11 protein-coding genes and 3 tRNA genes are annotated in these 14,159 nt (G+C 46.2%); 4 read left to right on the forward strand and 10 right to left on the reverse strand.

The features are described 5' to 3' along the window. The 10 genes from nusA to BFC18_RS09165 all read right to left on the reverse strand — a co-directional run bounded on the left by nusA (position 1) and on the right by BFC18_RS09165 (position 9,350). A complete protein-coding gene (nusA, locus tag BFC18_RS09120; RefSeq protein ID WP_070125248.1) occupies positions 1-1,503 on the reverse strand; it encodes a transcription termination factor NusA in 1,503 nt (500 codons plus the stop codon). Between the two features lie 47 nt (positions 1,504-1,550). Then, positions 1,551-2,009 carry a ribosome maturation factor RimP gene (gene rimP, locus BFC18_RS09125; RefSeq protein WP_070125249.1) on the reverse strand — a complete coding sequence of 153 codons (459 nt, stop codon included), beginning with the start codon at positions 2,007-2,009 and terminating at the stop codon, positions 1,551-1,553. A gap of 287 nt (positions 2,010-2,296) precedes the next feature. Continuing rightward, the gene (locus BFC18_RS09130; protein WP_070125250.1) at positions 2,297-3,310 is read right to left on the reverse strand and encodes a response regulator; all 1,014 of its coding nucleotides are present in this window, start codon (positions 3,308-3,310) and stop codon (positions 2,297-2,299) included. Then, complete coding sequence (locus BFC18_RS09135) at positions 3,303-6,632, reverse strand: MHYT domain-containing protein (RefSeq protein ID WP_070125251.1); 3,330 nt, start codon at positions 6,630-6,632, stop codon at positions 3,303-3,305. Before BFC18_RS09135 ends, BFC18_RS09130 begins: the two co-directional genes overlap by 8 nt. 190 nt (positions 6,633-6,822) lie before the next feature. Continuing rightward, complete coding sequence (locus BFC18_RS09140) at positions 6,823-8,058, reverse strand: type II toxin-antitoxin system HipA family toxin (RefSeq protein ID WP_070125252.1); 1,236 nt, start codon at positions 8,056-8,058, stop codon at positions 6,823-6,825. Further along, complete coding sequence (locus BFC18_RS09145; protein ID WP_170826583.1) at positions 8,055-8,363, reverse strand: helix-turn-helix domain-containing protein; 309 nt, start codon at positions 8,361-8,363, stop codon at positions 8,055-8,057. Before BFC18_RS09145 ends, BFC18_RS09140 begins: the two co-directional genes overlap by 4 nt. Before the next feature lie 220 nt (positions 8,364-8,583). After that, positions 8,584-8,660, reverse strand: a tRNA-Met gene (locus BFC18_RS09150). A 33-nt stretch (positions 8,661-8,693) separates the two neighbouring features. Beyond that, positions 8,694-8,770 (reverse strand) — tRNA-Met (locus BFC18_RS09155). A 36-nt stretch (positions 8,771-8,806) separates the two neighbouring features. After that, positions 8,807-8,883, reverse strand: a tRNA-Met gene (locus tag BFC18_RS09160). Between the two features lie 161 nt (positions 8,884-9,044). Beyond that, positions 9,045-9,350 (reverse strand): 4a-hydroxytetrahydrobiopterin dehydratase, encoded by a 306-nt coding sequence (locus tag BFC18_RS09165; protein ID WP_070125254.1) that lies wholly within the window; start codon positions 9,348-9,350, stop codon positions 9,045-9,047. Between the two features lie 241 nt (positions 9,351-9,591). Here BFC18_RS09165 and BFC18_RS09170 point away from each other — a divergent pair, with 241 nt between their 5' ends. The 4 genes from BFC18_RS09170 (at position 9,592) to BFC18_RS09185 (ending at position 14,067) form a co-directional block, all read left to right on the forward strand. Then, on the forward strand, positions 9,592-9,987 hold the full coding sequence (locus BFC18_RS09170; protein ID WP_070125255.1) for a DUF3718 domain-containing protein: 396 nt from the start codon (positions 9,592-9,594) through the stop codon (positions 9,985-9,987). Between the two features lie 220 nt (positions 9,988-10,207). Further along, positions 10,208-10,603 (forward strand): DUF3718 domain-containing protein, encoded by a 396-nt coding sequence (locus BFC18_RS09175; RefSeq protein WP_070125256.1) that lies wholly within the window; start codon positions 10,208-10,210, stop codon positions 10,601-10,603. 272 nt (positions 10,604-10,875) lie between these two features. Then, on the forward strand, positions 10,876-11,154 hold the full coding sequence (locus BFC18_RS09180) for a hypothetical protein (RefSeq protein WP_070125257.1): 279 nt from the start codon (positions 10,876-10,878) through the stop codon (positions 11,152-11,154). Positions 11,155-11,493: 339 nt separating this feature from the next. Continuing rightward, on the forward strand, positions 11,494-14,067 hold the full coding sequence (locus BFC18_RS09185; protein WP_070125258.1) for a TonB-dependent receptor: 2,574 nt from the start codon (positions 11,494-11,496) through the stop codon (positions 14,065-14,067). Positions 14,068-14,159: the final 92 nt, after the last annotated feature.

Here is a 14,159-nt window from a genome sequence, read left to right on the forward strand (position 1 = left end):
TTATTGACCTTCTTCTTCACCAAACCAGACGATATTCCGTGCCGCCATAATCAATTTTCCGGCGTCTTCTTCGGTCAGTCCTTCGATATCACTGATATCATCTGTTCCCTGCTCAGCCAGCTCTTCAAGGTCAGTAATTCCACGGCTAGCAAGGATATAGGCAATGTTTTTGTTCATACCGTCAAGGTTCAACAACGCTTCTGTTGGCTCGGCGCCTTCCAGTGTCTCTTCATTAGCAAGAGCACGGGTAGTCAACGCGGCACGTGCGCGGTTTCGCAGTTCTTCAACGGTGTCTTCATCGAGGCCATCAACGGCCAGTAATTCGCTAACAGGTACATACGCCACTTCTTCCAGTGTGCTGAAACCTTCGCTAGCCAGTAATTCTGCAAAATCTTCGTCGATGTCGAGACCTTCAACGAAAACCTGAAGCACTTTTGCAGTTTCTTCTTCGTGCTTCTTGTTCAGATCTGCCACTGTCATTACGTTCAGATCCCAGCCGGTAAGTTGACTGGCTAATCGTACGTTCTGACCGCTACGGCCAATCGCTTGTGCTAAGTTGTCCTGTTCAACGGCAACGTCCATCATGTGGCTGTCTTCGTCAACAACAATAGAGGCAACTTCAGCCGGTGCCATTGCATTGATAACGAACTGTGCAGGGTTTTCATCCCACAACACGATATCAACACGCTCGCCACCCAGTTCACCCGATACCGCCTGTACACGTGAACCACGCATACCTACACACGCACCAACAGGGTCAAGACGCTTGTCATTTGTCTTCACGGCGATTTTCGCACGTGAACCCGGATCGCGAGCCGCAGATTTAATTTCCAGTGTCTCTTCCGCAATTTCCGGAACTTCCAGACGGAACAGCTCAACCAGCATGTCAGGGTGCGTGCGGCTAATAAACAGCTGTGCGCCACGTGCTTCTGGACGAATCACATAAAGCAGGCCGCGAACACGGTCGCCCGGACGGAAAGTTTCGCGAGGCAGCATGTCATCACGGTAAATAACACCTTCGGCGTTGTTTCCTAAGTCGATGATGATGTTGTCACGGTTTACTTTCTTAACGGTACCGGTTACCAGTTCACCAACTTTGTCTTCGTATTCAGCAACCATTTGCGCACGCTCAGCTTCACGTACTTTCTGTACGATGACCTGTTTTGCGGTTTGCGTAGTAATACGGTCGAATTTAATAGATTCAATCTGTTCTTCTACGTAATCGCCCAGCTGTGCGTCAGGATCGTCAACCTGTGCGGCAGACAGCGACATTTCCGCGTAAGGATTTTCCTGCTCGTGGTCATCAGCAACAACCAACCAACGGCGGAAGGTATCGAAATCACCGCTAGTACGGTTGATACTGACGCGCACTTCGATCTCGCCTTCATTTTTCTTTTTGGTCGCGCTAGCGATTGCGTATTCCAGTGCTTCAAAGATCTTTTCTCTAGGCACTTGTTTTTCATTTGAAACGGCTTCTGCCACTAACAAAATTTCTTTATTCATTTTCGCCTCACTGATGCTTTCTTACGCCGAAAGCGGCTGCTGTTCCATTAGTCAAATGTGGGAACAATGTTTGCTTTTTCGATATTCGCCACAGCTAACTGGAACTGCTGGCCATCCACTTCTACGTTGATCATGCCATTCTCACATGACAACAACTTTCCTTTGAAATTACGTCGGTCGTTCATGGGTACCGTTAAACGTACCTGAACAACTTCACCGAGAGACTGTTCATAATGCTTTTCTTTGAACAGCGGGCGATCCATACCCGGAGAAGAAATTTCCAGGTTGTATTCCGTATTGATGGGGTCTTCAACATCAAGAATTGCACTTGCCTGGTAACTGACTTCGGCACAATCGTCTACAGTTATGCCATTTTCGTGATCAATGAAAACGCGCAGAATAGAATGTTTTCCGGCACGTACAAATTCAACGCCCACTAATTCATAACCCAGTGCTTCTACACCCGGCTCAAGCATCTCGGTCAGTTTATCTTCAAGCTTTGCCAATCCTTACCTCCAAAAACGAAAAAAGGGCATAAAGCCCAACTACCTGATTTGCTTAAAAATGACGCGCAAATCAGTTTAAAAACAACAAAAAGCCCCGGACCAGCGGGGCTATTTGCATGAATCTGAACCCTGTCTGCCAACGGCAGTTGCAAACATTACAGGTTTAACTACGTAATAATCGTAGAAAAGTTTGCAAATTTAGTTAGGCGTATACCGCTAAACTGCGTTTCCGGTAAGCCCGCTGACTAACTAATCGTGGCGCAGTATACTGGTACTCTGACCAGATATCAACTCAGTAACGGCATTGGATCGTCATCTTTCCAGCGTTCGCGAATTTCCAGGATTTGGTCGAGGCATTGTTCGAGTAACGGAACCAGCGCCGGGTCGAAATGAATACCGCTTTGCGATCGGATAAAATCCAGGGTTTTATCTACGGGCCATGCTTCTTTGTAAGGTCGACGACTGGTTAACGCATCGAATACATCCGCGATGGCAACTATTCGTCCTTCAATTGGAATATCCTCGCCCGCCAGACCACCAGGATAACCGCTGCCATCCCATTTTTCATGATGCGTAAGCGCCACATCACGTGCCAGCTTCAATAATTCAGTGTCGGCATCACCAAGAATTTCAGCACCTATTTGCGGGTGTGTCTTCATAATTTCGAACTCGGAATCGGTCAGCTTACCTGGTTTAAGCATGATGCTGTCTGGAATGCCTATTTTACCAATATCATGCATGGGCGCGGCATGTAATAGCATATCCGCACGGGCTTCGGAAAACCCATACGCCCGTGCAATCACCTTAGAATAGTGGCTCATGCGCATCACATGCATGCCTGTTTCGTTATCTTTATATTCCGCAGCTCGACCTAAACGCTGAATTACTTGCAACCGGGTACGTCTTAGTACATCGGCCTGAACAAGAGAAAGGTGGGTCTTCACCCGCGCAAGTACCACAGGTGGTGAGATTGGCTTGGTGATGTAATCTACGCCGCCCACAGCAAAGCCTTCTGCTTCGTCAGTCGCCTCACTCAATGCAGTAACAAAAATAACCGGGATAGATTTAAGCACAGGATGTTTTTTTAAATGGGTACATGCCTGGAAACCTGTCATTTCCGGCATCATCACATCCATCAAAATAAGATCGGGTTGTTGTTTTTCAGCCAATTTAATGGCTTCGTCACCGCTTTTAGCAAAGTAAAGCGTGTAATCTTTCGATAGCAACTGCTTTAGCACCCTTAGATTAACCGGTTCATCATCCACAAGCAGTAAGCGTGGTTTATCTGTACCGTTAGTCATAGTCTGTTCCTGTTTCTTCAAGCTTCTCAATGAGCTCGTTTATACGCACAACTGCGCGTTCGAATTCAAAGTCGTCCATATCCTGCAAAATGCACTGTACCTGTACATTGTAGCTGCCAAAATAATGCCCTTCACAGTAAGTAACAATGGTTTCGTCAAACTGATTTTGCTTAGCCGAATCAAGTAAAGAGGCTAAAATTCGCTTTAATGCCCCTTTATCGACTTCTTCTAAAGCCTCTTCTTGAGTGGAGGCAGTCTGTTGCGCTAATTGATTTTCCACTTCTCGTAGGGCTGCCTTTAAGGTGGGAATATCTTCAGCTGATAAATGGTCGTTACGGGCATTGCGCTCAAATTCACCTGCCACGTTCATCACTCTGACCAACCCAAGGTTACCACTCACTCCTTTCATGCCGTGTAAATGACTGATCACTTGCTCCATGTCTTCTACCACCAGGCACTGTACCAACTGAGTGAGCATTTCTGACGCGGTAGACAAGAAACGACGGATTTCTCGCTCTAATGTGGCTTTATCGCCCCAAAGCTGCGTTCCCCGTCTAAAATCAATCACGCTATTTGGGTCGCTGTCTGTCGCGTCAGTGGCTTCTGCAACCGTTGTGTATTCGAACCCGAGTACCCGGGCAATTTCAGCAATAAGTGTCGGAAAATCGATGGGCTTGTTGGCAAAACCTTCCATGCCCGCGTTTTGCGCATCCAGTTTATCTTGCACCAACACACTTGCAGTAAGGGCAATAATGGGAAGTTGTTTTAAACCTTTCGCCTGCTCCCACTCCCGTCGGTTAGCTGCAGCTGTCAACCCATCCATCACTGGCATTTGGAGGTCCATGAGCACCACATCAAAATTGCCGGTTTTCATTTTTTCAAATGCCAATTTGCCATTTTCAGCAAAATCCACACTGTGACCAGCGCGGTTAAGCAACAAGCTAATCAGATCAACGTTTTGTGATATGTCGTCGACCACCAGAACATGCAGCGGCGGAAGGTCAATAGACGCAACCTGAGTCACCTGTTCCTGCTCGCTAACCGGGGTAATTGGCAATCGAAAAGTAAAGTTCGTTCCTCTGCCCTGTTCACTGGATACTTGAATATCTCCACCCATGAGTTCTACCAGTTGTTTACAGATGGTAGTGCCCAAACCGGTGCCGCCGTATTTTCTGCTCATCGATGCATCAGCCTGAGCAAATGCATCAAATACACGACTCAGTTGTTCTTCGGTCATGCCGATACCGCTATCAGACACAGAGAACTCAACCCCGTTTTCTTGGGGATGAACACTCAGCGTAATTTCACCATGTGCGGTAAATTTCACAGCATTACTGATTAGATTATTCAATACTTGGCGGAGTCTTTCCGGCACACCATAATAGTAATCACTCAGCAAAGGCGAAACGCTGACTTGCAGGTCCAACCCTTTACGTTTCGCATCTAACCAATAAGTTGAAATTACCGTGTCGATTTCCTCAGAAATGGCAAAATTTCTGTAATCCAGCTCTAGCTTTCCTTTATCAAGCTTGGCACTGTCGAGAATATCATTCAGTAAATGAAGCAACGAACGGGCTGAACGGTTTATCGTAGTCAGGTGTTTGTGCTGACCATCTGTTAGCTTTTCATCCAGCAAAATATCACTGAAACCAATGATGGCATTCATGGGAGTACGAATTTCATGACTCATATTCGCCAGGAAACTTGCCCGAGACGCCGCGGCTTCTTCAGCTTCATTTTTGGCATCACGTAGTGCGACTTCCATTTCCTTACGGGAAGTTATATCCATAATAAAGCCGTCAACCCAACTCACTTCATTATCAGCGATGTCGACAATAGACCCATATTCGCGCATCCATTTTGTTTCACCATTACGGTCTATAAGCCGGTATTCCACATAAAATTCGCTATCAGTTTGGCGGGCAGCCTGATATGCCGCTTTATCGTCAGGATGTACTAGATCAAAAAGGTTGATGCGTTCATCTTCACGGGTAAAGGCATCTGCGGTGTAGCCCGTTATTTCCTGGATCGCATTGTTCACAAATACCAGAGGCATACCTTCGGAATTCAAACTGCGATAAGCAATGCCAGGAATATTGTTGAAGAACGAACGGAAACGCGCCTCATTGTCGCGAATGGTTTTTTCCATCTGCATTCGCTCGCGATTATCCGACATATTAATCACGAATAAATGTTGTTCACCCAATTGGGTGTGTCCGATCCCGACTCTTACCGGAACCGGTTGAGAATGGTTATCCAGGGCATACAGATCTTTACTAAAACGGGATGACTGCTTTTGCTGCGAAGATTGGATTTTTGCGAAAAAGTGGGAATCGAAGGTTTGCTCTTGAGATTTTTCCATGAGTGAGGCAAAGGGTTGACCAATAAGCATCGACTCGTCCCATCCCAATATTCTGCTCACCGCTTTGTTCATATTAAGGATAGTACCCAGACTGTTTACCGTAATAATGCCGTCGATTGCGGTATCCATAAGCGCAACCTGGGTGCGTCGGCTATTTTCCGCTTTTTGCGAAATATCCATGTAGCGAAACAAGGAAGTAACACCAATAACTACGCCAATGATGACTAAGGTGAAGAAACTCACATAACCTGCCAGCACATAGGAAATACTCTGATCCTGCATACTGGATTCAAACCCTGGTGGTGCGACAAAACGGGCTGCGGCCATGCCGGTATAATGCATGGCAGTAATCGCACACCCCATCACCACACTGGCAATAACCCGGGTGCCTTTGAACCCCTTTGCCATAGCGATGCGTTTGAGCCCGAATTTAATCCACAGAGCTAACATAGCCAGTGAAACGGCCACGACAATTGAAAGGCTAAACATGGGCAAGTTGTAACGAAGAAGTGGTGCCATTTCCATTGCAGCCATGCCTGAATAATGCATGGCGCCAATACCACTACCAACAAGCACACCACCCACCAACACTTGGACAAAACGAACCTGCCGGCGAGTCAGGCTTCGCAACGCGACGTACGCCGCCAACATGCCAGGGATGAAAGACAAAAACGTGGTTTTGGTATCGTAGGAAATTGGCGTACACAATTCGAAAGCAAGCATGCCAATAAAATGCATCGCCCAAATGCCCCCGCCCAGTGCAAGACTACCTAACGCAAGTAAGATTGCCTTGCGTTTACGGTTCACTGATTGCGCAGCCTGCCCTGCCACAAGAAAAGCCATATAAGACGCAAATATTGAGATGCTTATAGAAAGCACCATTAATGAAGGGGAGTATTCGCCAGTGAGTAATAGTGAAGATTCAGGAATGACGAAAAACGACATCAGCCATTCGAGCATAGGACGCCCTATTATTGTTATTTATCTATGGTAAGACTAGCAGGTATTTATTCTGTCTCAAATCATTGATTATACAAAAGAGACGGATGCGGCAACTGAAGCGATTATTATTCAGATGTGAATTCAATAATTCCACATAAATAGTCGTTAAATTATTTTTAATGGGTTAGCATTGAATAACTTTGAATCGTTACTCTGTTATAAGATGCTGTCTGATTAACTCGATGTTTTCACTTGTAACTCGGTATTTTTTCGCTAAGTCAGTCCATAGCATTAAACTAGACTGAGTACTTTCTATTACCTCTAACGCTTTTGCTTCTGAAATATTGGCTTCTTTAGCAAGCTTAATTAAATGCGGTATTCCCGGCTTCCTGCCTTCACCGATAACCGTGGTGCTTTGCTCCCCGCCAGGACCTGAAGAAAACGTCAAATCGTATGCTGGAGCGACTCGCCATTGACCCATTTCATCCATAAGAAAACTAAAATTCTTGGAATGATCATCGCGATTATGTGCTAACACATTAAAAACCGCCAGTCTGAACATTTTCTCAATTTCACGAAAATCGCGCGTCAGAATTGCAGTTAGATTTAGCAGGTCTTCATAGTCCAGCGACGGCGCTCTAAAATCTGAATGAAGCAACCCGCAGGCAGTATGCATGTGATAGCGCCTTAGGCCATCACGATCAAAGCGCTTGATTGCAAAATATCCGGGGCCTACTTCCGCAGGAAAAAGGTAAACATCCGGTATATCAATACCGGATTTCTTTGCAAGCAAGGCATAGACATATTCAATTGCCCCGGCATCCGAGCCGTCTTGCATGTTGGGGAATTTTACCATCCATGGTTCAAAGTCTCCCGGAAGCTCGCTCGCACCATGAATAATATGGTCGTGGCTTTTGTTTACGCCAATAAGAGCTTTAGGCCGCGCACCAGCAGAAGACCCATTAAGTGCGATAAGCTCTTGCAAAACATCAACACTCTCACCTCTGAGCACGTCTTGCGCTTCCATGGCCAGTCTATCAAGGCTCACAATATCGCTTTGATCGTGCGAGCTAAAGTCAGGCTCAAATACCAAAGCCCCCAATCCATTAGTGCCAATATAACTAAGCCTGTCCAGCGGCGTGATAGCTGAGGATGGAATATTTATACTGCGTGCGAGACGGTCAAATAACAATCGCCCCCACCCATCAGGCAAACTGTCATTGAATACACCGGGTAAACCCTCAAACAATCTATGCTCGAATGTCTGTAAACCAGGCTGCAGGGGTAGCTTGAACGGCGATATTTCAATGTGGCGGTCGATAAAGTCGAGAGCATACTCAAAATATATCTTACGGTTATTAATAGCGAGGCGGCCGACAGCTATCTGCTTTGTTCCGAAGTCTAAAGCAACTTTTATTTCATCAACTGACTTAACGAAAGTCATTTACGCGTCCCCCGCTTGCGTACTGATTTACTTGACGCATTCAATACGTCATCAATTGATGAAAATGAAGTTTCTTTGGGAGCAGTGGCATTAACAATGTCGTCCAAATCCCCAAGAACCATGTAGATTTTCAAAAATGATTCCAACGAAATAGCGCCCTCTTGCTCAAACTTACGCAATGTTCGAAGAGGCACGCCCGAGCGATTTGCCAATCCCTCTTGCGTTAACGCCAAAGTCAGACGCTTAGCTCTCGCATTCGCCGCAAGTTTTTTTTGCGCTTTGTAAGAAGTTAAAAATGACATCATTATGTTACTTAACCAGTCATATTCACGATTAATGACACTATAATGTCACTAAGCAAATATGTCACGAACAAAACTTAAAACACAAGTGGAAAATAAAATTGAGTAATAGCGTGAAGAAATGGATTATTAATCTAAGAGTCACAGATTTAGTAAAAAAACTAATCTCTGAAAAAGAAACTGTTATTACTTGGAGTAATATTAAATTACAGAGAAAGGGTTTTGGTTGCGGGAGCAGGATTTGAACCTACGACCTTCGGGTTATGAGCCCGACGAGCTACCAGACTGCTCCATCCCGCGTCCGAAAAGGGGGTCTTATCTATAATTACGAATTGGTTGCGGGAGCAGGATTTGAACCTACGACCTTCGGGTTATGAGCCCGACGAGCTACCAGACTGCTCCATCCCGCGTCCGTAAAAGATAAGTCTCAACAAGTAATTAGGAATTGGTTGCGGGAGCAGGATTTGAACCTACGACCTTCGGGTTATGAGCCCGACGAGCTACCAGACTGCTCCATCCCGCGTCCGAATTACTACATTAGCTTGGCTGGATATTTCCGCCTCGCCGTTGAGTGGTGCGTATTATACATACGCACGATACCTTGGCAAGGGATCGCATCATTTATATTTCATTTTATTGACTAAATGGACAATAAACCAGCATAGCGCTCAAACTTACGCCAATTCAAGCAAGCAGACTCTCCATTTTTGCTGCCAATTTGAAGTCGAGTTCCGAGATTCCACCTGCATCGTGGGTGGTTAACGCCACATCAACCCGGTTATATACATTAAACCACTCCGGATGGTGTTTAAGCTTCTCTGCCCAAATGGCCACTTCCGTCATCCAACCAAATGCTCTGATAAAATTACGAAAGGTGAAGGATTTTGTTAGTTTGCCATCTTGCAGGATCCACTTTTTATCTTCAGATAAACACGAATTTAAATCTTTAAGCGCGTTATTTGCTTCATCAATATTCAATTTTGCCGTCATTCTGACCTCCGTTATCAATGCTTCTACTTTCCTCTCTACGCCCCGTAGATTCAAGCCTTGAAGATAATTAATCTAATCCATTCAGTGGATTAGCTTGTTTACACTGCCCTATTTTTGGTTATAACTCCTAATACCTATGTGTCGCTCGAATGCTTTTCTCGTCACCGGAAAATCGGTTTACTAGATAGCGAACAAACAACACCACTTTATTTTAATAACAATTACTAACGAGTACTTAACCATGTTGAAAACTGTTAAAACTTCTCTGATCGTAGCTTCAATGGCATTTGGTTTTTCTGGCACTGCGCAAGCAGATATAAATGAAGCACTAGCAAATATCTGCACTATCGTGCAAGCCGATGACAAAGGCGAATTGCGTAAGAAAATGCGCCTGGTGGAATCAGATTACCGTTTGAAGCTTCGCGACTACTATTCAGGCGTAACCTGCAGCGGCAACAGCCTGATCAGAACAGCATTTGCAAACAACGCCATTGAAGCAGGTACGCTGCTCGTGAAAAAAATGCCTAAAAGCGACTTGTCTGCGCCAGAAGCCGACGGCAAGACGCTGCAAGCCTGGGTGAATGAATCAGGCTATCAAGCCAGCCCTATCGCTGAAGAGTTAACTAAGCGCCTGTAACAAAAATGCTATTTATATAACCATTTCAACATGGTTGCAGGCTTGAGCCTGCACTCAAAAAGCGGCCCCTGGCCGCTTTTTTTCATTGTCCTGGCGAATTAGGTTTTACACCTTATACCTAAGTATTAGCGCACTTCTTTTACCAATGACGGTTCTGGTGTTTACTTATTAGCGAACAAACAACACCCTTTTTAAACCATTATTCTCTGAGGAATTAACCATGTTGAAAATTGTTAAGACTTCCTTTCTGATCGCTGCTACGGGCCTGGGGTTTGCAGGTACAGCGCATGCAGATATTAACGATGCACTTGCAAACATTTGTACCATTGTACAGGCCGACGACAAGGGCGAGCTGCGTAAGAAAATTCGTTTAGTCGAGTCCGACTACCGCTTAAAGCTCCGTGATTACTATTCAGGCGTAAGCTGCGGTGGCAACAGCCTGATTCGTACCGCGATTATGAATAACGCGGTTGAAACCGGCACCTTACTGGTTAAGAAAATGCCAAAGAGTGATTTAGGGTCGCCGGAAACTGACGGTAAGACGCTTCAGGCATGGGTGAGTGAAACAGGTAATCAAGGCAGTCCCATAGCTGCCGAACTGGCAAAGCGTCTCTAATCGTTAAGCGCAACGCCACTACCATTTCAACATGGTAACAGGTTTAACACCTGTACTTTGAAAGCGGCGATAACGCCGCTTTCTTTTTTGGAATGAACATAAAATAAAGATAACTTACTGAATTTTAGTTAATTAATGCCGTAACAGTATATTCCTACATACCTTGGTATTAGCTTTAGCCTTTATTTGCGTTGTTAACTAATCTTTAATTACAGCCGAACAAACAACATCTTACTCAGGCGTCCGAAACGCTTTTTAAAAAAGGTGAGTCAATGAATAAACTAACTAAAATTGTTTTACTAAACGCATTGCTCCTGGCCTGTGCAACCGCCTCTGCAAATATGGGAACATCTGCTGACGCGGCAACAACCACTGCCGACCCGATTGAGAAAAAAGCCCGCTCAGGACTAGACATTAATTTTCAACGCGTACTTTCGGCTAAATCGCTGCCAAATGAAAATTCGCTAAGTGCTGCAGACGCATTACAAAGCAGCGAAAAATCCCGCCTGTTTAAGAAACTACCAGACCATCTTGTTGCGGCAAATCCGTAGCAAGTTCACCAGGGAGGGTGACACCTTCAACATGGTACGCAGAGTAAAATCTGCATCTCCGCGGCCCACTTGTTGGGCCGCATCTTATTTGGCCTCTTGCGCTCCTATCATTCGCTAATCTCGTATACTCTTGTCATCCAAGCACCGCTCTCTCTGAGCATTATTCTTCGTAGTCCATTTACATTTATATACAACTTTAGCTTTGTATGACTTTTATCGGTCACAAAACCCGATTACAATTCGTCGCGAATTTTCCACGCTTCGTCATGGATGTAAGACGACTCGGCATTTTCAATGGAATGAGCGACATAAAATAAAAACACTCGAAAGGATACGCTCATGTCATCAGTGACATACTCAATCCCTTTTTCATTTTCAACTGTTGCTCTTGCCCTATGCATGCATTCCGGTATCGCTGTAGCGGCAACAACAGAAGTCGACGACAAGAAAAAAGAACATCCGTTAGAACGGATTGAGGTTACCGCACAGAAGAGGACGCAGGATCTTCAGGATGTGCCTGTTGCACTTACGGTGGTATCTGGCACCGATATCGCAGAGAGCGTGTCGCTGGATATCTATGATCTACAAGGCTACGTTCCCGCTTTTCAGGCCTTCCAAAGCCAAAGTGCAACAAACTCCAGTTTTTCTGTGCGTGGCATAGGCACATCATCGCAAAATTTTGGCTTTGAATCTTCTGTCGGGCTTTATGTTGATGGTGTCTACCGTTCACGTCAGAATGCGGTCATTAACGATTTGGTAGATATCGACGCAGTAGAAATTCTGCGTGGTCCTCAAGGCACATTGTTTGGTAAAAATACACCGGCGGGTGCCGTGGTATTCCGCAGCAAAGCGCCGACCTTTGAAAATGGCGATGGCTTTGTCAGTGGAACACTGGGCAGTGACAACCTGTACCGCCTAAGTGGTGCCACCTCTATTAGCCTCGTTGACGATAGACTTGCTGCTCGCGTATCAGGTTTCACCACCCAGCGGGATGGCTGGATTGACGATGTAAATCTTGGCAAAAATACGATTAATAACAGAGACCGCTCAGGTGTGCGGTTGCAAGCCCTCTATACGCCGAATGAAGATGTAAGCATTCGCGTTATCGCCGATTATGCAGAGCTTGATGAGCATTGTTGCGGGGCACTAACACTGCAAAGCAATGCTATCGCAAATGATATCGCTGGCAAATTTGGTTCTGATGCGCTGCTTATGATGCCGCCCGTCAGTGCCACTTTATTCGGTGGCGAGTCTTTTTACGACTACACCACAGCCCTTTCGGCCCTACCCGTTTCAGCAATGACCGACAAAGGACTTTCTGCCGAAGTAAACTGGCAAATATCCGACACGCTACTTGTCACATCAGTCAGTGGCTGGCGCAGCTTTGACAGTCTCGACACTACCGATACCGACTTTACCGATGCAGATATGCTCAGCACCACAAACGATGCGGGTCAGCAAGCGTTTTCCCAAGAACTCCGGGCAACGTACAGTCGAGATTCAATAACCGTAATAGGTGGACTCTATTATTTCAGTCAGAATCTCGGACTAAATTTTGACATCACCACGGGCGAGGAATTTCCGTTATTTTTTGCAGCCTCCGCAGCAGAACTCACGCCGCTTATAGAGGGGATCAATGGTCTTAGCGCTGCTACTGGCGGCTTGATAGCGCCTGCAGCTGCAGCTACCCCGGCCAACACCCAGTTCGCCCACACTGCTTATCAAGAGCAAGACAGCATTGCCGTATTTGGCCAAAGTGACTGGCAATTTGCCGAGCATTTCACCCTTACCACAGGATTACGCTACACACGCGAAGAGAAAACTCTGGTGGGTCGCTACTCTGAACAAGGGCCGGGTATCAATGGTTTACCACAAGACCCTGCGCTGCTCCCCAACCCAATACTGGCCGGCGCAGCCCTTGGTGGGATTGCGCAGGCGTTGGCAAGCGGGAATCAACCGGAACTGTCACAATTAGCCGCCCTCACGCCCTTTCAACAAGCTGGATGGGGTTACTTTTTCCTTGGCACTGCCTCCGTGCTGCCGCGGACGGCATTAGATGAAAGCCGTAAAGACAACCAAATCACGGGCACGGTAAAACTGAGCTGGCAGCCCGACAATGACCGCCTGTACTACGCCAGTGTCGGCACCGGGTTTAAATCTGGCGGTATGAATACCGACCGTATTGCCGAAGGTCTGGACCCGCAGTTTAATGCCGAAAAAGCCACCGCGTTTGAAGTGGGCTTGAAACAAGATATCGATGCACTGAATTTACGTATCAATGCCGCTGCTCATCACACCCGCGTTGATGACTTCCAGGCATCTACCTTTACCGGATTTGGCTTCAACCTGCAAAATGCCGGCGACCTGAGTACTAAAGGTTTTGAACTGGAAATGATTTGGTTTCCTACCACAGACACCCGGCTAGGCGTAAATATGGCCAGAACCTTAGCCACATTCGACAAGTTTGAAAAAGGCACATGCTGGGTTGCCTATAGTTGGCACACGGGCATCGATGATCCCGGTCGCCCCTCAACTGATGCCCCCTACTGTTCTCGTACGGGAGACAGACTGGGTTTTGAACCTGAAACAACCCTTGGCGTTAATCTTGAGCACACTATCAACATCGGCGCCTATTCATTCCTGCTGGCGTTAGATTATCAGTATACAGGCGATTTGTACCTCGACGACTCCAACGATCCTTACAAACATGTGGACAGCTTCGATATCGTTAACGCCCGTATAAGCATGAACATACCGCAATGGGATATGGACGTGACTTTGTGGGGCCGCAACGTGTTAGACGAAGAGTACATCGCCCGCAATGGCTTCGATGTACCCGTGCAAGCCGGTAAGCTAATGGCTTATCCAGGTCAGCCAGCGTCTTACGGAATTACCCTACGAAAAGCCTTTTAATTACAGATTCATTGAGCGTTGTTAATGCGCACTGCTAGCCCCGCTGGCAGTGCTTTTTTTGTGCGCCAATATTCGAACTGCTAATTCCTTTC

The organism is Alteromonas confluentis (genome assembly GCF_001757105.1).
Lineage (GTDB): Bacteria > Pseudomonadota > Gammaproteobacteria > Enterobacterales > Alteromonadaceae > Alteromonas > Alteromonas confluentis.

Excerpts from the sequence above, each read along its gene's own strand:
- BFC18_RS09145 (WP_170826583.1), bottom strand. The coding sequence starts at position 8,363 with ATGATGTCATTTTTAACTTCTTACAAAGCGCAAAAAAAACTTGCGGCG.
- nusA (WP_070125248.1), bottom strand. The coding sequence starts at position 1,503 with ATGAATAAAGAAATTTTGTTAGTGGCAGAAGCCGTTTCAAATGAAAAA.
- BFC18_RS09140 (WP_070125252.1), bottom strand. The coding sequence starts at position 8,058 with ATGACTTTCGTTAAGTCAGTTGATGAAATAAAAGTTGCTTTAGACTTC.
- BFC18_RS09170 (WP_070125255.1), top strand. The coding sequence starts at position 9,592 with ATGTTGAAAACTGTTAAAACTTCTCTGATCGTAGCTTCAATGGCATTT.
- BFC18_RS09135 (WP_070125251.1), bottom strand. The coding sequence starts at position 6,632 with ATGCTCGAATGGCTGATGTCGTTTTTCGTCATTCCTGAATCTTCACTA.
- BFC18_RS09180 (WP_070125257.1), top strand. The coding sequence starts at position 10,876 with ATGAATAAACTAACTAAAATTGTTTTACTAAACGCATTGCTCCTGGCC.
- BFC18_RS09175 (WP_070125256.1), top strand. The coding sequence starts at position 10,208 with ATGTTGAAAATTGTTAAGACTTCCTTTCTGATCGCTGCTACGGGCCTG.
- BFC18_RS09165 (WP_070125254.1), bottom strand. The coding sequence starts at position 9,350 with ATGACGGCAAAATTGAATATTGATGAAGCAAATAACGCGCTTAAAGAT.
- BFC18_RS09130 (WP_070125250.1), bottom strand. The coding sequence starts at position 3,310 with ATGACTAACGGTACAGATAAACCACGCTTACTGCTTGTGGATGATGAA.
- BFC18_RS09185 (WP_070125258.1), top strand. The coding sequence starts at position 11,494 with ATGTCATCAGTGACATACTCAATCCCTTTTTCATTTTCAACTGTTGCT.